The 18,308-nt window shown below is 69.4% G+C and carries 14 protein-coding genes; 7 read left to right on the top strand and 7 right to left on the bottom strand.

Translation table 11 applies throughout. The features are described from left to right. Window positions 1–494: 494 nt before the first annotated feature. Complete coding sequence (locus tag ACW5EG_RS11945; RefSeq protein WP_457018760.1) at window positions 495–1,328, bottom strand: inositol monophosphatase family protein; 834 nt, start codon at window positions 1,326–1,328, stop codon at window positions 495–497. Window positions 1,329–1,416: 88 nt separating this feature from the next. Between ACW5EG_RS11945 and ACW5EG_RS11940 the strand changes: the two genes are divergently transcribed. From ACW5EG_RS11940 to ACW5EG_RS11930, 3 genes are all read left to right on the top strand, one after another. After that, window positions 1,417–2,196 carry an RNA methyltransferase gene (locus ACW5EG_RS11940; RefSeq protein WP_457018761.1) on the top strand — a complete coding sequence of 260 codons (780 nt, stop codon included), beginning with the start codon at window positions 1,417–1,419 and terminating at the stop codon, window positions 2,194–2,196. Window positions 2,197–2,385: 189 nt separating this feature from the next. After that, on the top strand, window positions 2,386–3,309 hold the full coding sequence (locus ACW5EG_RS11935; RefSeq protein ID WP_457018762.1) for a phosphate/phosphite/phosphonate ABC transporter substrate-binding protein: 924 nt from the start codon (window positions 2,386–2,388) through the stop codon (window positions 3,307–3,309). Then, window positions 3,306–5,435: a putative bifunctional diguanylate cyclase/phosphodiesterase gene (locus tag ACW5EG_RS11930; RefSeq protein ID WP_457018763.1), complete on the top strand. Its 2,130-nt coding sequence runs from the start codon at window positions 3,306–3,308 to the stop codon at window positions 5,433–5,435. The genes ACW5EG_RS11935 and ACW5EG_RS11930 overlap by 4 nt, the downstream gene beginning before the upstream one ends. A 269-nt stretch (window positions 5,436–5,704) precedes the next feature. On the opposite strand, the gene ACW5EG_RS11925 is transcribed toward ACW5EG_RS11930, so the two are convergent. Continuing rightward, window positions 5,705–6,358, bottom strand: coding sequence for an exopolysaccharide biosynthesis protein (locus ACW5EG_RS11925; RefSeq protein WP_457018764.1), 654 nt, complete (start codon window positions 6,356–6,358; stop codon window positions 5,705–5,707). Beyond that, a complete protein-coding gene (locus ACW5EG_RS11920; RefSeq protein ID WP_457018765.1) occupies window positions 6,348–7,652 on the bottom strand; it encodes a hemolysin family protein in 1,305 nt (434 codons plus the stop codon). Before ACW5EG_RS11920 ends, ACW5EG_RS11925 begins: the two co-directional genes overlap by 11 nt. Window positions 7,653–7,944: 292 nt before the next feature. On the opposite strand from ACW5EG_RS11920, the gene ACW5EG_RS11915 reads away from it, so the two are divergent. Together ACW5EG_RS11915 and ACW5EG_RS11910 are read left to right on the top strand one after the other, a co-directional pair. Beyond that, window positions 7,945–8,571, top strand: a complete 627-nt coding sequence (locus ACW5EG_RS11915) for a DUF47 domain-containing protein (protein WP_457018766.1) — start codon at window positions 7,945–7,947, stop codon at window positions 8,569–8,571. A 13-nt stretch (window positions 8,572–8,584) separates the two neighbouring features. Next, a complete protein-coding gene (locus ACW5EG_RS11910) occupies window positions 8,585–9,712 on the top strand; it encodes an anion permease (protein WP_457018767.1) in 1,128 nt (375 codons plus the stop codon). 117 nt (window positions 9,713–9,829) lie between these two features. Here the strand turns inward: ACW5EG_RS11910 and ACW5EG_RS11905 are convergent, their stop codons facing one another. Next, entirely contained in the window at window positions 9,830–10,258 is a 429-nt protein-coding gene (locus ACW5EG_RS11905; protein WP_457018768.1) for a hypothetical protein, read from the bottom strand. A 26-nt stretch (window positions 10,259–10,284) separates the two neighbouring features. Between ACW5EG_RS11905 and ACW5EG_RS11900 the strand changes: the two genes are divergently transcribed. Beyond that, entirely contained in the window at window positions 10,285–10,635 is a 351-nt protein-coding gene (locus tag ACW5EG_RS11900) for an MGMT family protein (RefSeq protein ID WP_457018769.1), read from the top strand. A 94-nt stretch (window positions 10,636–10,729) separates the two neighbouring features. Beyond that, window positions 10,730–11,383 (top strand): rhomboid family intramembrane serine protease, encoded by a 654-nt coding sequence (locus ACW5EG_RS11895; protein WP_457018770.1) that lies wholly within the window; start codon window positions 10,730–10,732, stop codon window positions 11,381–11,383. A 189-nt stretch (window positions 11,384–11,572) separates the two neighbouring features. Here ACW5EG_RS11895 and ACW5EG_RS11890 read toward each other — a convergent pair whose 3' ends face one another. The 3 genes from ACW5EG_RS11890 to ACW5EG_RS11880 form a co-directional block, all read right to left on the bottom strand. Beyond that, the gene (locus ACW5EG_RS11890; protein WP_457018771.1) at window positions 11,573–13,588 is read right to left on the bottom strand and encodes a M13 family metallopeptidase; all 2,016 of its coding nucleotides are present in this window, start codon (window positions 13,586–13,588) and stop codon (window positions 11,573–11,575) included. A gap of 590 nt (window positions 13,589–14,178) precedes the next feature. After that, window positions 14,179–16,254 (bottom strand): M13 family metallopeptidase, encoded by a 2,076-nt coding sequence (locus ACW5EG_RS11885; protein WP_457021810.1) that lies wholly within the window; start codon window positions 16,252–16,254, stop codon window positions 14,179–14,181. A 195-nt stretch (window positions 16,255–16,449) separates the two neighbouring features. After that, on the bottom strand, window positions 16,450–18,303 hold the full coding sequence (locus ACW5EG_RS11880) for a monovalent cation:proton antiporter-2 (CPA2) family protein (protein ID WP_457021581.1): 1,854 nt from the start codon (window positions 18,301–18,303) through the stop codon (window positions 16,450–16,452). Window positions 18,304–18,308: the final 5 nt, after the last annotated feature.

The following is an 18,308-nucleotide window of genomic DNA, read 5'->3' as shown; positions in this document are numbered from 1 at the left end:
GCCTTTTCTTTGCCTGTTCTCACGATGGAGTTGGAGGCTGTTCAAATGGGGCCCCCGTCTTCGGGTGGACGCCGCGCCCTGTCGACCGGGGTCGCTTTTCGCTCGGTCAGGGCATCCTGCCCTGACTCGCGCGCAAAACATCCATGTTTTGCTTGTCGCGATCCCCGGTCGCCAGTGCACGGCTCACTAGGATTGGGGCTGCGACGCTTCGATGGGCAGCTTGTCGGAGCCATGCCAGTGACTGGGCGATGGGCGTTCCGGGGCGGGGGTTGCGGAGAGCAGCGCATGGATGCGCTGCGGCGGCGAGTCAGCCATGGATGGCTGACCGAGCCGAGGAGTAATCCCCGGCCTGGGACGACCCCCCGGCCGAAGGCGGGAGTCCGCCTCCGCACCATGGCAGGCTCCACGCACACGAAAGAACTCCTTTCTGCCCCGGCGCCCCGCCGCAACCTGTGCCGCTCGCCCAAGTGGGGACGCAACGCCCCAGTCGAAGATCAGTCGAACGCTGCCGCGTATCCCGACGCCACGATGGCTTTCTGCAGCGCGTCGGTCACCTTGACGTTGCCGGCCAGCAGTTGCCGGCCGGTCGCCGCGCCCGGGATATGCATCGGCGCCGTCGCGGCGCCGCGGAAGTCGGCCACGCGGCCGCCTGCCTCGCGCACCAGCAGCACGCCGGCGGCGACGTCCCAGGCCTGCACGCCGCCCTCGAAGTAGGCGTCGCAGCGGCCGGCTGCGACCCAGGCCAGGTCGAGCGCGGCCGAACCGGTGCGGCGCACGTCCTCGGCTTCGGCCATCAGCAGCTTCAGGCAGTCCAGCTGCGCGCCGATGCGCTTGCGCTCGCGCGGCGCGAAGCCGGTTGCCAGCATCGCGCCGGACAGGTCCCTGCGCTCGGACACCCGGATGCGCTTCTCGTTGAGCTGGGCGCCGCCGCCGCGACTGGCGGTGAACAGCTCGTTGCGCAGCGGGTCGAACACCACCGCGTGCAGCGGCTCCGGGCCTTCGCACAGCGCCAGCGACACGCACCAGTGCGGAATGCCGTGCAGGTAGTTGCTGGTGCCGTCGAGCGGATCGATGACCCAGGTATAGCGGCTGGGGCCACGGTTGCCCTTCTGCGCGCCGCCTTCCTCGCCGAGGATGGCGTAGTCCGGATTGGCCCGGCGCAGTTCCTTGATGATCGCTTCCTCGGCCAGCCCGTCCACTTCGCTGGCGTAGTCCATGCGGTCCTTTTCCACCACGTTCAGCGCGTCCAGGCGGTGCATGTGGCGCAGCAGCACGTTGCCCCCGGCGCGCGCGGCCTTGACCATGACATTGACGGCGGGGGCAAGCATCGGGGGGAACTCCGTGGGGGCGCGGCGGGCGGCGGGTGGAAAGAGCGGACCGGCGCGAGGGCCGGGCGCGCAGTTTACCATCCGCGCCATGAGCGAATTCCTGCACGCGGCCGACCACATCCGCATCGTCCTGGTCGGCACCCAGCATCCCGGCAACATCGGAGCGGCGGCGCGCGCGATGAAGACGATGGGGCTGGGCCGGCTGGTGCTGGTGGCGCCCGAACGGTTTCCCCACGCCGATGCGTCGGCGATGGCGGCCGGCGCCGACGACGTGCTTGAAGCCGCGACACGGGTATCGAGCCTCGCCGAGGCAGTGGCCGACTGTCGCCTGGTGCTGGGCTGCACCGCGCGCAGCCGGCGCGTGGCGCTCGACGAACTGCTGCCGGCCGATGCCGCCGCGCGCTTGCTGGGCGCGGCCGGCGGCGGCACCGCGGCGGCCCTGGTGTTCGGCCGGGAGCGTACCGGCCTGGACAACACCGAGCTGCAGCTCTGCCATGCGGCGGTGCACATCCCGGCCGATCCGGTGTACAGCTCGCTCAACCTCGCCGCGGCGGTGCAGGTGCTGTCGTACGAATTGCGCATTGCAATGCTCGGGTTGCGCGGGGCCACGCAGGCGCCGCTGCCCGCAGTGGCCGCCGATGGCGACCTGCCGGCGAGCCACGCGGAACTCGAGGGATTCTTCGCGCAGCTTGGCGACACCCTGGATGCGATCGATTTCCACAAGGGTCGCGCGCCGCAGTCGGCGATGCGCAAGCTGCGCCGGATCTTCCTGCGCAGCCGCCTCGACGATCGCGACGTGCGCCTGCTGCGCGGCGTGCTGGCCGACGCCCAGCGCATGGCGCGGCTGGCGGGCGAACGCAACGGCTGAGCCGTTGCGAGGCCGTTGCTGCGGTCGCCCACCGTGTGCGGGGCCACGGCAGGACATCGAATGTCCCGCGATGACCCGGCCATCCGCATCGCAAACCCGTGCGCAGCGCGAACAGTCGCTACCGGCGAAGGCGGTTTTCGGCTAGGCTCGCCGCGGTACCCGTGCCCGAGCCGAATCCGGAACCGTCCCTTGCCTGCGTCTCCAGCCGGTTCCCATCGCCTCCTGCTTCTGCTGGTGCTCTGGTTCGCCTCCCTGGCGCCGGCGCTGGCCGACGATGGCGTGCTTGTGCTTGGACGCATCAGCGACGACCCCAAGGCCCACTACGAGCAGCTCAAGCCGCTGCTCGACTACGTGGTGCCGCGCATGGCCGACGTCGGCATCCGCGAGGGGCGCGTGCTGATGGCGCGCGATGTGCAGCAGATGCAGAGCTACATGCGCCGGGGCCGCGTCGACTGGGTGACCGAAACCGCCGGCACCGCGATGGTGCTGGCCGACCGCGCCGGGGCGCTGCCCCTGCTGATGACCGAACGCGACGGCGTGGACCGCTACCGGACGATCTTCTTCGTCCGCAACGACAGCCCGGTGCGCGAACTGGCCGACCTGCGCGGCCACAGCATCGCGTTCCAGAACCGCTCCTCCACCAGCGCCTACTACGTGCCGGCGGACGAACTGCTCGGGATCGGCCTGCGCCTGGAGGTCCTGCTTTCGCCGATGGACCGGCCCGGCGCGGATTCGGTCGGTTACGTGTTCGGGCGTTCCGAACTCAATGTGTCGGCCTGGGTGCACAAGGGCCTGGTCGATGCCGGCGCGATGAGCAACCTGGACTGGGTCAATCCGCAGCGGGTGCCGCCCTCGTACCGCCGCGACTTCCGCATCGTGCGCGAGACCGGCGAATTCCCGCGCGCGCTGGAGATGGTGCGCGGCGATCTCGATCCGAGGGTGCGCGAGCGGCTGCGCGAAGTGCTGCTCGGCGCCGCCGCCGATCCGGACGCGGACGAGGCGCTGCTGCGGTTCTTCAAGACCACGCGCTTCGCGCCAATCGACGATGACATCGCGGCCGGGTTGCGACGCCTGCGCCTGGGCGTGGCGCGCGTGGTCCGGGAGGTCGAGTGAACAAGCCGCGCTTCGGCCTGCAGGCCCGGTTCGCGCTGCTCGGTGCCTTCGTGCTGCTGGCAACGCTGTTGCTGGTGGCGCTGGTGCTGCAGCGGCAGAACGAGCTGCACGGCGAGGTGCAGACGCTGGGCCTGCAGGCGATCGACGATTTTTCTTCGCGGCGCCTGCTGTCGCAGGGCCGGGCGCAGGTGGTGCAGCTGGCCGACTCGCTGGTCAATCCGCTGTACTACTTCGACCTGGAGGCGATCGGTTCGGCGCTGGGCAACGTGCTGCGCCAGCCGGACGTGGCCTACGTCATCGTCTACGACAACGAAGGCCAGGTGATCCACGACGGCAGCCCGGACATCTCGACCTATGGCCAGGCGATGTCCGATCCCTTCGCCTACGAGGTGCTGTCGATCAACGGCCCCCACGTGCAGACCGGCGAGCAGTTGCTCGACGTCGCCGCGCCGATCCGGATGGGCGACCAGCGCCTGGGTGGCGTACGGGTGGGCTATTCGCTGGAGGCGGTGAAGGCCGACGAGCGCCAGATCGGCGGCATCATGTCGGGGCGCCTGGGCGAGGTCAGCCGTGGCCAGCTGCTGTGGCTCGGGCTGCTGCTCGCCGGCCTGGTCGCGTTGCTGGCGGCGATCGGCCTGGTCGTGCAGCGCAAGCTGGTCTCGCCGATCCGGCAGCTGGCCGACGCCGCACGCGGGATCGAGGCGGGCGATTTCGCGGCGGTCGTGCCGGTCACCCGCCGTGCCGACGAGATCGGCGAGCTGGTGCGTGCGTTCACGCACATGCGCGACAGCATCGCGCGGCATGACCGCGATATCCGCCGCATGGCCTACACCGATGCGTTGACCGGGCTGTCGAACCGGCTGGCGTTCCGCGAGATGCTCGACCAGCGCGTGGCCGAGAGCAATGGCGCGGCGCGGCAGCTGGCGCTGCTGTTCACCGACATCGACGACTTCAAGCGCGTCAACGACACGATCGGCCATGATGCCGGCGACGAAGTGCTGATGCAGTTCGCCGGCCGCATCGGCGAGGTCATCGACGCGCACGGCGGCCCCGGTGCGGAACTGTCGCGCTTTGGCGGCGACGAGTTCGTGATCCTGCTGCAGGGCGAGCCGGGCAGCGATATCCGCGAGCGCGCCGGGCACCTGGCCGACGTGCTGGTGGCCGAGCTGGGCCGGTCTATCCCGGTGCGCGGGCGCCCGGTGTTCCTGGGCATCTCGATCGGCATCGCGCTGTTCCCGGACGACGCGACAGACGTGCCGTCGCTGTTGAAGAACGGCGACATCGCCATGTACCAGGCCAAGGTCGCCGGCAAGAGCTGCTACCGCTTCTACAGCCGGGTGATGGACCAGGCGGTCGAGCGGCGCGTGCGCATGGAGCAAGACCTGCGCGGCGCGTGGGAGCGCGGCGAGCTGAGCCTGGCGTACCAGCCGCTGTACCGGCTGTCGGACGGCAAGCTGGTCGGCGCCGAAGCGCTGCTGCGCTGGCGGCATCCGGAGCACGGCCAGGTCTCGCCCGCGCTGTTCGTCGACGTGGCCGAGCAGAGTGGCCTTATCGAGGTCATCGGGCCGCAGGTGATGCGCGCGGCGTGCATCGACGCGCGCGGCTGGCAGCGCGCCGTGGCCGGTGCGCAGGGGCTGTTCGTGTCGGTCAACGTGTCGCCGCGGCAGCTGCGCGCGGGCGACCTGGCCGCACACACCGAGGCGGTGCTGCGTGAGACCGGGCTCGCGCCGCAGCACCTGCACATCGAGCTGACCGAGACCGCGGTGATCGCCGACGAGGCGCGCGTGAGCAGCGTGCTGGCGCGGCTGCGCAACACCGGGGTGAAGGTCTGGCTGGACGATTTCGGCACCGGCTTCTCGGGCCTGAGCCACCTGCGCCGGGTGCCGGTGGACGGGGTCAAGATCGACCGCAGCTTCATCGCCGACGTGCTGCGCGATCCGGACGACCTCGCGCTCACCACCGCGATCATCGCGATGGCCCATTCGCTGGGCATCCAGGTTGTCGCCGAGGGCGTGGAGAAGGAGGGGCAGTACGCCATCCTGCGCGAACGCGGCTGCGACATGGCCCAGGGTTTCTGGCTCGGCCACCCGGTGGCCAATGCGGAGTTCGTGCGGCTGCTGGGGTAGGGTGCGACGCGGTGAGGTCACGCCCTTCGGATGGGCCGCAGCGCCGCGCGGGGACATGGCGCACCGCTCGGGCAGACATCCATGTCCGCACTCGCGGCCGCGGCACATCCATGTGCCGCTTGCGCCATGTCCCCGCGCGTCCCCGCGGCTTCGTGGCCCGGGGTACTTCGCTTCGACGTGCGCAGTGATGTGCTGACGCGGTGCGGCTGCGCCTTGGTGGACCTGGATGAACAGCGGGATGCGAACCGCGTGGGCGGCCGCCTGTCGCTTCAGGCGAACAGGCCGCCCAGCCACTGCGTGGCCGCCGCTGCCAGCGTGCCGCTGAGGATGCCGAACACGACGATCGCGACGATGCCTGCGGTCCAGCAGACCAGCATCAGCCCGCCGTCGCGCTCGAGCAGGGCGAAGGCGTAGACCAGCAGCAGGCTGCCGAACAGGTAGTTGGTGAACGGGATCGGCAGCGCCAGCAGGATGCCCAGCAGCACCAGCAGCAGGCCGGTGAACATCGAGGCGGCGCGGTGTTCGATGACCGCGGTCAGGCGCGGCTTGACCACGCGTTCGAGCCGGGTCAGCCAGGGATCGAGCGTGCGCTGGAACCCCTGCAGCGTGGCGCGGCGTGGGCCGCGGCGGGCGACGAAACGCGGCAGCCACAGCCTGCGCATCCCGACCAGCAGGTGGACCCCGACCAGCATCGTCGCCGGACCGCTGATCGCGCCGGCCACGCCCGGGATCGGGATGAACGCTGGCAGGGTCGAGACGAACAGCAGCATCCCGAACACCTGCCGGCTCAGCCCGGCCAGCAGGTCCTCCAGCCGCAGGTGGTCTTCGCCGTTGCCGCTGGCCAGGGCGTCGAACAGTTCCCGCGTACCCAGGGGTCCCGACGCCGCGCGACCGGTGGATGCGGCGGCGTCCTCAGTGTCCACGGTCGCTCGCATCCACACGCTGCAACAGCAGCTTGTCGATCCGAGGGCCATCCAGGTCGACCACCTCGATGCGCCAACCGCTCCATTCGAAGTGCTCGCCCACGTTGGGGATCCGCCCGAAGCGCGCGATCACCATGCCGGCCGCGGTGTGGTAGTCGTGATCTTCCTCGCCGGGCAGGGCGCCGAGGCCGATCAGTTCGCGCACCGTCTCCACCGAAGCGCCGCCGTCGACCAGCAGCGAGCCGTCGTCGCGGGTGGTGATCTGCGACACCGCATCGGCGCCCTCGCCGGTCTGGGTGCGGCCGATCACCGCCTCGAGCACGTCGTTGACCGTCACCAGCCCGGCCACGTCGCCGTATTCGTCCACCACCAGCGCCAGCGAGTACTGCTCCTCGCGCAGGATCTCCAGCACCTTGAGCGCGGGCGTCGATTCGGACACGAACAGCGGCTCGCGCAGGTACTTGAACAGGTCGAACTCGGGCTCCTCCAGGCGGTCGATCAGCGACTTGACCTCGAGGATGCCGACCACGTCGGCATCGTTGCCGCGGTACACCGGATAGCGCGAGAACGGGGTGGCGCGCATCACCGCCAGGTTCTCGTCGAAGCCCTCGGCGACGTCCAGCCAGGCGATGCGCGTGCGCGGCGTCATCAGGCTGGCCGCGGTGCGGTCGCCCAGGCGCAGCACACGATTCATCATGTTGCGCTCGTCCGAGTCGATCACGCCCTGCTCATGGCTTTCGCTCACCAGCAGGCGGATCTCCTCTTCGGTGACCTGCGCGGCCTCGGTCTTGTGCAGCCGCAGCAAGCGCAGCAAGGCGCGCACGGACGTGGTCAGCAGCCAGACGGCGGGCGTCGCGATCCGCGAGAGCCCGTGCATCGGCAGGGCGATGATGGACGCCAGCCGTTCCGGGGCCAGCAGCGCCAGGCGCTTGGGCAGCAGCTCGCCCAGGACGATGGTGAGGAAGGTGATCAGTCCCACCGCCACGACGAGGCCAACGGTGCCGGCGTAGCTGCCCAGCGCGGGCACGTTCTGCACGAGCCAGCCGCCGATGGTCGCGCCGATGGCGTCGCCGCCGAACATGCCGGTGAGGATGCCGATCAGCGTGATACCCACCTGCACGGTGGACAGGAAGCGCTCGGGGTGCTCGGCCAGCTCCAGCGCCTTGCGCGCGCCGCGGTGGCCCGCCGCCATCTGCCGCAGGCGGCCCTTGCGCGAGGTGACCACCGACATCTCCGACAGTGCGAAGAAGGCGTTGCAGCCGATCAGGACCAGGACGATGAGCAGCTCAAGCATCGCGGACCTGCGCGGCTGGATGCGTGGCCGGAGCCGCTGCGGATGCCGTTCGCGCGACGCTCAATGCAGGCGCCGGGCGGATGGGACGGTCATTGCTTGGCCAGCGGAGAGGCGGGGGAGGGTCGTCGTCCATGGGGCGGCGGCGCGGCACGGGGGCGCGGCAGCGGATCATAACACCCTGTCCGGCAAGGCCATCTCGCATGCGGGAACTTGCGGCGATGGCCGTGGGCGTCATCGAACGGTCATAATTCCGCCCCGAAGGCCGTCCACCCCGAGACGGCGGGATCTTCCGATGTTCTCCTTGCAGACCATGTTCGGCCAGGGCAACCAGTTCTATTCGCTGCTCGAGGACGCCGCGGTGGCGGCCAACGACGCGGCCAGGGCCCTGCACGCCATGCTCAAGGAGGCCGACCGCCAGCCGGCGCTGGATGCCTTCAAGCTCGCCCGGCTGCGCGAGCGCGAAGCCTCGGACAAGATCAGCCAGGCGCTGGTGGACAGCTTCATCACCCCGATCGAGCGCGAGGACATCGAGGCGCTGGGCTCGGCCCTGTACAAGATCCCCAAGCAGATCGAGAAGTTCGCCGACCGCTACTCGCTGGCCACCCAGCACCTGGAGCACATCGATTTCGCGCCGCGCGCGGCGATGCTCGAACAGGCCTCCGAAGTGGTGGTGCAGATGGTCAAGGCCCTGCGCCCGATGAAGCTCGAGCCGATGAAGGCGCTCAACGACCGGCTGCGCTCACTGGAGAACGAGGCCGACCGGCTGATGCTCGAGCTGTACCGCGACATCTATTCGGGCAGGCTCGATCCGCTGCAGATGTTCCTGCTCAAGGAATTCTTCGAGATCCTGGAAAAGGCGATCGACCGCTGCCGCGAGGCCGGCGTGGTCGCCTACGAAATCGTGCTCAAGAACTCCTGACCGGGCCGCGACGATGCTGACCCTGGTCCTGATCGTGGTGATCACCGCGCTGGTGTTCGAGTACATCAACGGTTTCCACGACACCGCCAACTCGATCGCGACCGTGGTCGCGACCAAGGTGCTCTCGCCGATGCAGGCGGTGGGCCTGGCAGCCTCCATGAACCTGATTGGCGCGCTGGCCGGCACAGCGGTGGCCAAGACCATCGCGTCGGGGCTGATCGACGCCGGCGTGATCGAGGTCGGTTCGCAGCTGATCCTGTGCGCGCTGTTGGGCGGCATCACCTGGAACCTGGTCACCTGGTGGTTCGGGCTGCCGTCCTCGTCCTCGCATGCGCTGATTGGCGGCCTGATCGGCGCGGCGCTGGCGGCGGCTTACAACGACGTCGGCGTGGTGATCTGGTCGGAGCCGGCCGAGCCGATCTACCACAGCGCCGGCGTGCTGTGGAAGGTGGTCGTGCCGATGGTGTCCTCGCCGGTGCTGGGCTTCGCGGCCGGCTTCCTGATGATGGGCGTGCTGTTCTTCGTGATTTCGATGATGGCGCGCAGCGGCGGGGTGCTGGCATGGCTCGCGCGGCCGCGCTGGGTCAACGGCTTCTTCGGCAAGGCGCAGATCGTCAGCGCCGCCGGCATGGGCTTTGCCCACGGCATGAACGATGCGCAGAAGACCATGGGCATCATCGCGCTCACCCTGGTCAGCGCGCAGGCGGCCGGCACGCTGGACGATCTGCCGGGCTGGCTGGCGTTCCTGCACCCGTCCGAAGGCGCGCTGGTCGATGGCGACATCGAAACCTGGATCAAGGTGAGCTGCGCCCTGGTGATGGCGGCCGGCACCGCCGCCGGCGGCTGGCGGATCATCAAGACGCTTGGCCACAAGCTGGTCAAGCTGCATCCGATCCACGGTTTCGCGGCCGAGACCAGCGCCGCCTCGGTGATCCTGGCGGCCTCGTCGCTGGGCATCCCGGTCTCGACCACGCACAACATCTCGGCGGCGATCATGGGCGTGGGCACGGCCAAGCGCCTGAACGCGATCAACTTGACCGTGGTCCACAAGATGATCTGGGCCTGGATCCTGACCATCCCGATGTCGGCCGGCATCGCCTACGGCCTGTTCCGGCTGATGCAGGGCATGGGCTGGGCGTAAGGCGCGGGGTTGGGGTCAGAGTCCCTTTTCGCTCTGGCAACGTACTGCACCCGCGATATCACACAGCGAAAAGGGACTCTGACCCCGGTTTCCAGTTTTGATCCGACCCCGGTTTCCCTACAGCAGGTCGCCTTCGGCCGAGAGCGCGCGCTCCAGGCGGTCGCCCATGCCGCCGATCTCGTACAGGACCCGGCCGACTTCGGCGGCGGTCAGGCCGTCGTAGGGGCGGTTCTCGCACAGCTGCAGGTAGGGCACGCCATCGAGTTCGCCGATGGCCAGGTAGCCCACGCGCGTACTCCAGTTGAAGGCAAGCGCGCGGCGCGCGTCGATGCCGGTGATCGGCGCGATCACGGTGCTGGTGCGCAGGTAGTTGCGGCCATCGTCGTCCTGGATCTCGGACAGGAAGATCGCCTGGTGGCGGCGCCCCGCGTCGAGCGTCAGCTCCACGCACATCACGTACGGCTCCTGCATGGTGACCCGGAACTCGCCGCCGAGGAGGTGACCGCGGATCTGTTCGAAGTTCTGCATGGCGCGGATGGCTCGCACGGACGGAACGGATATCCTAGTCGCCGATGGACGCCGTGTCTGCCGACCTGCCCGCCGCCCGCATCATGGCCGCGATCCGTGACGTGCCGCGTGGCGCGGTTGCCGGCTACGGGCAGATCGCGCGCCGCGCCGGCCTGCCCGGGCGCGCGCGGATGGTGGCGCGGCTGCTGTCCGGCAACGAGGACGATACGCTGCCCTGGCACCGCATCCTGCGCAGCGACGGGAAGATCGCATTTCCGCCGGGCTCGCCTGGCTTCCGTGAACAGGTGCGGCGGCTGCGCGCGGAAGGCGTGGTGCTGGAGAAGGGCCGCGTGCGCATGCCGCGCGCCGATGCGGACGACGACCTGGATGCCGCGCTGTGGGGGCCGGGCGCCTGAGCGCCGCGATATCCGCGGGAAAGACCATCCCGCCGCGCGTCGACCGGCCGCGCAGGCATCCACCGTTATCATGGACGACCGTGCAGGAGCGCCGATGTTCACCAACCTTCCCCCCGTCACCAAGGCCCTGCTGATCGCCAATTGCGCGGTCTTCGCGCTGCAGCTGCTGCTCGGGTCCGCGCTCGATCCGCTGATGCTCTGGCCCTGGTTGCCGTCCGAGCTGGCGCCGTATGCGCAGCAGGGGTTCATGCCCTGGCAGCTGCTCACCCACGGCTTCATGCACAGCCCCGGCAACATCGCGCACCTGCTGTTCAACATGCTGGCGCTGCTGATGTTCGGCGCGCAGCTCGAATACACGTGGGGCCAGCGCCGGTTCCTGACCTATTTCCTGGTGTGCGTGGTCGGCGCCGGGCTGTGCCAGCTGGCGGTGGTGTCCTGGGGGGTGCGCAACGGTGGCGGCTTCTACCCCACGCTGGGCGCATCGGGCGGCGTGTTCGGGCTGCTGCTCGCCTACGGCATGCTGTTCCCGAACCAGCGGGTGATGCTGCTGATCCCGCCGGTGCCGATGAAGGCGCGCACGCTGGTGATCGTCTACGGCCTGGTCGAACTGGTGCTCGGCGTCACCGGCACGCGTTCGGGCGTGGCCCACTTCGCGCACCTGGGCGGCATGCTGTTCGGCTGGCTGCTGATCCGGCACTGGCGCGGCCAGCCGCCGTTCGGCGGCAGGCGCATCCGGCGCGTGGTCTAGGAAACACCCACGGGGCGGGATGAGTCGTTGGGGTGGCGATCGCGGCTGAAGCCGCTCCTACAACAGGAACGGTTCGCCTTCGCCGTGCTGCTTGTAGGAGCGGCTTCAGCCGCGAACACCGCGGCGCGATGCCGGGATCGCGCGCCATTCGTGAGCGCGCGACTGAAGCCTTCCTACAGGGGCGTTCACTCAGCGCCAGATCGAAACCTGCTCCTCGGGCTTGCGCGTCATCGCGTTGCTCGCCTTGCACTTGAACGTCTCGACGAAGGCCGGATGGTTGACCAGCGGCCCGTTCGCGCGCCACTGGCCCGGTGCATGGGGCCGGGTCGAGGCGTCCTGGGTCGCGGTGTCCGCCGCCAGCTGTTCGCGCCACAGCCCGGCCCAGGCGCCGAAGAACGACTCGCGCGCGGCGTTGTCGAGCGTCGGCTGGGCGCTGGCGAGGGCGTCGAAGGCCAGCTCAACCGCGGCCAGGTCGGCGACGTTCTGCTCGCGCGTCAGCGCGGCGTCGACGCGCAGCCCGGTCGTGGCCGGATAGGGGTAGGACGCGTACTGCGTGGCCAGCTGGTTGGCACGGGCGGCGAACGCAGCCTCGTCTTCCGGTGTCCACCAGCTGCGCACGTTACCCGAGGCATCGACCAGCTGGCCCTTGAGGTCGACCGCGCGGCTGAGTTCGTGGCCGACCAGGGCGCCGAAGCTGCCGTACTGCGCGGCCATGTCCTGCTCCATGTCCAGCACCGGCGCCTGCAGCGCGGCGGCGGAGACGACCAGCCGGTTGTGGGCCAGGTCGTAGGCCAGCGCAGGTTCCTGCGGCAGCAGGTCCCAGCGTCGATGCGCGTCGGCGCGGCCGATGCGGCGCATCTCTTCGCGATGGTGCCAGGTCGATGCGATCAGCATGTTGCTGCCGAAGCTGGTGCGCCCCATCGGCTGCACGGTGTAGTCGATGTCGTCGCGCGGGGCGCCGACCTCGATGGCGAGCGATTCCAGCTTGGCCTTGGCCTCGGTGCGCGCGGCGTCCGACATCCAGCTGTTGCGCTCGACCGCGCGCAGCAGGGCGCCACGCACATCGCCGGCGATGGATTCGGCGCGCGAGCGGGTGGTCTCGGGCAGGAACCTGGCGACGTATTCGCGCGCCATCATCGGGCCGGCGGCGCGGTTGATCGCATCCAGCACCTGTGCGTCGCGCACCGGCGGTGCCGACCAGCCGCGCAGCACGCGGCCGTTGAAGGAGAAGTCGGCGTCGCGGAAATCCTTCGACAGGTACGGCGCCATCGCGTTGCCGATCTGGTAGCGCAGGTAGACCTTCCACTGCGCCGGCTTGAGCGTGCGCACCAGGCCGTCGAGCTGGGTGAAGTAGTCGGGGTGGACCATCGAGACCGATTCGGCGGTGACGCCCTGGGCCTCCAGGAAGTCGGCCAGCTGCAGGTTGCGGAACTGCTTGGCGAAGCCTGCGGTCGGCACCGGCGCAAAGTTCTCGCGTGGGTCGCGCAGCGAGGTGATCGGGCGCGACAAGCGCGCGATGCGGGTTTCCAGGTCCAGCACCAGCGCCATCTCGTCCTTGAGCTGGTCGGCGGGCGTGCCGGTGAGGGCGAGGATCTTCTCGACGTACTCGGTGTAGCGGCCGAGCAGGGCGCGGGTGTCGGCGTCCTCGCGGGTGTAGAAGGCCGGATCGGGCAGGGCCAGGCCGCCCTGCGAGAAATAGCCGACATGGCGGTTGAAGTCGCCCATGTCGATGTCGGCAGTGAAGTTGAACGCCACCGGGATCCCGACCTGGTGCAGGGCGGCGATCGACGGCGCCACATCCTTGCTGCGCTTGATGGCGTTGATGCGGCTGATCAGCGAGGCGATCGGCTGGGCGCCGTCGCGTTCGATCGCCGCCTCGTCGATGCCGCTCGCCCAGAAGTCGCCAAGCAGGCGCTGCACGTCGTTCTGCGGGTTCAGCACGGCCTCGTCGAGCAGGGCCCGCTGCTGCAGCAGTGCGCGCTGGCCCAGGGTGCCGAGCGCCGAAACCCGGCCGCTGCCGGCGACGACGGTATTGGCGGCCAGCCAGTCCTTGTTGACGAAGCTGTAGAAGTCACTGCACGCGGTGATCGCGGGCGTCGCCGGCTGCGCGGCGCGGCGCTTGCGCTGGGCGTCGGCATCACTGGACGCCAGCACCAGCACGAGACTGGCGGCGAGGGCAACGACAAGCGGCTTCTGGATCGGCATGGAGCAGGTCCGGGATGACGGGGAGCCCGGGATTCTAGCAAGACCCCCGTTGTCGCCTTCACCCCCGCCGCACGCGACTTCGGATGGGCCGCAGCGCCCCGGGGTGAGAGGGCGCACCGCTCGGGCACACGTCCATGTGCGCACTCGCGGCCGCGGCACATCCATGTGCCGCTTGCGCCCTCTCCCCCCGGGTCACTGCGGCGTCGCGACTTCTGGTGTCGTGCCTGCGGGTTGCCAAGTCCACGGCGAGCTCGTGGATGATTGATCTGGGGAGGCTGCCGGAGCAAGGAAGGACTGTCGAATGACCTCCCTTCCCACCGAAGTCCGGAGATTGAATTGGCGCGAGCCCCGCACTGGCGGCTGGGGGTCGCGACAAGCGCGCCATGGATGGTGCGCGCCCGAGTCAGGGCAGGAGGCCCTGACCGAGGGAAAAGCGACTCCCAGGCGACAGGGCGGGGCTTCTGGCCGAAGCCAGGCAACGGGAAGGCAGGTTGGAATCCCGACAAACTTCCGCGCAGCCACTCGCTTCGACAAAGAAAAAGCCCGGCATTTGCCGGGCTTTTCCAGGAGCGCGTAACGAGAACGTCCGCTTACCAGATCACGACCTGCTTGTCGCCGTCGCGGACCATCGGGTCGCCGGGCTTGCAGTTGAAGGCCGCGGCGAACGCCGGCAGGTTCGACGGGGCACCCATGGCGCGGAATTCGGCCAGCGCGTGCTCATCGGTGACCAGGCGCTTGCTCAGCTCTTCGGGCGTGAAGTTGCGGCGCCACACCGTGGCCCAGTTCAGGAAGAAGCGCTGGTCGCGCGTCAGCCCGTCGGTCATCGGATCCGGCGTGTCGCCGGCGGCCTTCTTCATCGCGTCGTAGGCCATGGCCAAGCCGCCCAGGTCGCCGATGTTCTCGCCCAGCGTATGGGTGCCGTTGAGCGCGCGGCCGTCGGCGGTCTTGTAGCCGTCGAACTGTGCGACCAGCTTGCCGGTGCGCTCCTTGAACGCGGCCGCATCGGCCTCGGTCCACCAGTTCTCGAACTTGCCGGTCGCGCCGAAGCGGCTGCCCTGGTCGTCGTAACCGTGGCTCATCTCGTGGCCGATCACCGCGCCGATGCCGCCGTAGTTGACCTCGTCGGTGGCCTCGGGATCGAAGAACGGCGGCTGCAGGATCGCGGCCGGGAACACGATCTCGTTCTGCAGCGGGTTGTAGTAGGCGTTGACCATCTGCGGCGGCATCTGCCACTCGGTCTTGTCGACCGGCTCGCCGATCTTGCCGATCGAGAAGCGGTAGTTGAACGCCTGCGCCGCCAGCACGTTGTCGAGATAGCTGTCGCGGCTGGTGGACAGGCCGCTCCAGTCGCGCCACTTGTCGGTGTAGCCGATCTTGGTGGTGAAGGCGGCCTGCTTCTCCAGCGCCTTGGCCTTGGTTTCCTCGCTCATCCACTCCAGGTTCTGGATGCGCGCCTTCAGCGCATCGCCCAGGTTGGCGACCAGTGCTTCCATCTTGGCCTTGGACTCGGCCGGGAAGGCCACGTCCACGTACATCTGGCCCATCGCTTCGTCGACCTGGCCGTTGATGGTGTCGAGCACGCGCTTCCAGCGCGGCTTCATTTCCTTCTGGCCACTGAGCGTCTTGTTGTGGAACTCGTAGTGCTGCTGCACGAACGCGTCGGACAGGTAGGGCGACGCGCCGTCGACCACGTGGAAGCGCAGGTAGCTCTTCCACTGCTCGACCGGCACGTCGGCCAGCATCGCGTCGAGTTCCTTGAAGTAGTCGGGCACCGACACCGAGAACAGCTTCGGCTGCGCGATGCCCTGGGCCTCGAAGAACTTCGTCCACGAGAAATTCGGCGTCAGCTTGTCCGCGTCGGCGACCTGCATCGGGTTGTAGTACAGCGAGACATCGCGAGAGAGCTCCGCGCGCGACTTCGACACCTTCGCCAGCCGCGTCTCGAACGCCATCACGTCCTTGGCCTGCTGCTGCGCATCGGCCGCGGGCACGCCGGACAGTTCCAGCACCTTCGCGATATGGGCCACGTAGGCCTCGCGGATCTGAGCGTGCTTGTCGTCGCTGTAGTAGGTGGTATCGGGCAGGCCCAGGCCGCCCTGGCCGGTGGCGGCGATGTTGATCGAGGAATCCTGGAAGTCGGGCATTGCGCCGACGCCGATCAGGAAACCCTGGCCCTTGGCCGCGGTCTGCTGCAGCCACTGCACGATGCCCGCGCTGTCGGACAGCGCGTCGATCGCGGCCAGTTCGTCCTTCAGCGGCTCGATGCCCTGGACATTGATCTTGGCCTCGTCCATGCCGGTGGCCCAGAAGTCGCCGACCAGCTTCTCCACGCCGGTGGCGTTGTCGAGGCCTGCGGCGTGTTCGGCCAGCTGGCGCTGGATCGCGGTGGAGCGCTCGTCGAGCATCTCGAACGCGCCCCAGCTGGTGCGGTCGCCCGGCACCGGGTTGGCGGCGAGGAACTTCGCGTTCGCGTAACCGGCGAAATCGACGCAGGCGTTGCGGCTGTCGTCCAGGTCGGCGAACTGGAACCGGTTGACGGCCGGCAGGCTGGCCTCGTCGAGGGTGAAGGCGGGCGGCGTCGCAGCCGGCGCCACGGTCGCCGCTTCGGGCGCGTCGTCCCCGCGGCAGGCGGACAGGGCAAAGGTCACGGCAAGGGAAAGCAGCAGCAGGCGTGGGGCGGTTGCGCTCAAGGCAGTCTCCGGATCTGTGGACGGCGACGACGGCCCCGCCGACGCCGATGTGGGCGCACTGTACGCCCGCGCCCGGCAGCCTGCGGGTGTCGGAGGTCATGCGCGGCGCCGGCCCGGTCCAGGCGGTGGCGGCCCCGGCGTGCAGAATCAGGGCATCAGGCAATCAGGCGGTCAGCTTTCCGGCGGGCCCGACGCTCCGGGAGGATGGTCTCCACCCGGCCCGTCGATCCGCTGGCTCTGGCGCCGGGGCGGGGTGAACGGCGTCGGCCGCGGAGCGGCGCCGCCATCGGTGTTCTTGAGCAGCAGCGGGATGCCCGCGCTGGTGGCGTTCTCCGCGGTTTCCAGCTCGAAGCGTTCAGCGTCCAGGCGCCGCACCTGGGCGGCGATCTGCGCCGCCTCGTCGGCGGGCACGCCGATCGCCCGCAGCGCGGCTTCGCCGAATGACACCGCCGACTCGAAGGTCTCGCGGATCTGGAAATCGACGCCGGCGTTGACCAGCTTCAGCGAATGCTGGCGATCGTAGGAGCGCACCAGCAGCCTGGCCTGCGGGAAATGCTGCTTCGCCAGCAGCACGATCCGGTCGGCGGTCGCGGGGTTGTCGATGCAGACCGCGATCGCGCGCGCCGAACCCGCGCCCGAGGCGTGCAGCACGTCCAGCCGCCCGCCGTCGCCGTAGTACACCAGGAAGCCGAAGCCGGCCGCGCTCTGGATCATCTCGATATCGGTGTCGATGATGGTCACGTCGACGTCGCGCGCAAGCAGCGACTGGCTCATCACCTGGCCGAAGCGGCCGAAGCCGATGATCAGCACGCTGCCGGCCTGGCCCGAGACCGCTTCGACCCCGTCCAGCGATGGCCGGTGCTTCGGCACCAGCCGGCGGGTGGCCAGCACCACCAGCGGCGTCAGCACCATCGACAGCACCACGGTCGCGGTGAAGCTGTCGTTGGTCTCGCCGCTGATGACGCCTGCGGCTTCGGCGGCCGAATACAGCACGAAGGCGAACTCGCCGCCCTGCGCCATCAGCGTCGCGCGGTCCAGGGCATCGCCGTGGCTGCTGCGCAGCAGGCGCGCGACCAGGTAGATGCACAGGCCCTTGGCCAGCATCATCGCCGGCACCGCGAGCGCGATCAGCTGCCAGTTCCCGCGCACCACCGCGAGGTCGAGCGACATGCCCACGGCGAGGAAGAACAGGCCGAGCAGGATGCCGCGGAACGGCTCGATGTCGGCCTCGATCTGGTGCCGGAACGTGGACTCCGAAAGCAGCACGCCGGCGAGGAAGGCACCCATCGCCATCGACAGCCCGCCCATCTCCATCAGCAACGCGGCGCCCAGCACGACCAGCAGCGCCGCTGCCGTCATCACCTCGCGCGCCTTGGCGGCGGCCAGGATCCGGAACAGCGGGTTGAGCAGGAACAGGCCGGCCACGATCAGCGCCGCCAGGGAAGCGACTGCGATGCCGAAACTGACCAGCCGGGGCGGCGCGTCCGGATCCACCGGCGCGTGCGACATGAAGGCCACCAGCGCGAGCAGCGGCACGATCAGCAGGTCCTCGAACAGCAGGACCGAGACCATGCGCTGGCCGCGGGGCAGGGCGATGTCGCCGCGTTCGCCCAGCAGCTGCATCACGATCGCGGTCGAGGTCAGCACGAAGCCCGCGCCGCCGATGAACGCCACCGGCAGCGGGAAGCCGAACCCGAACCCGACTGCGGTCAGCGCCAGGGTGGCGAGCCCGATCTGCAGCGTGCCGAGGCCGAAAATCTGTCGCCGCAGCCCCCACAGGTGCGAGGGCCGCATCTCCAGCCCGACGACGAACAGGAACATCACCACGCCGAGTTCGGCGAAATGCAGGATCGACTGGGGGTGCGAGAACCATCCCAGCCCGAACGGGCCGATCACCAGTCCGGCGGCGAGGTAGCCCAGCACCGACCCCAGCCCCAGCTTGCGGAACAGTGGCACCGCCACCACCGCCGCGCCCAACAGGGCGACCACCTTGACCAGGCTGGCCGGGTCGGCTTCGGCGGCCACCGGGG

The sequence above is a fragment of the Luteimonas sp. A611 genome, assembly GCF_054072715.1.
This window is presented reverse-complemented; position numbering and strand designations above follow the sequence as displayed.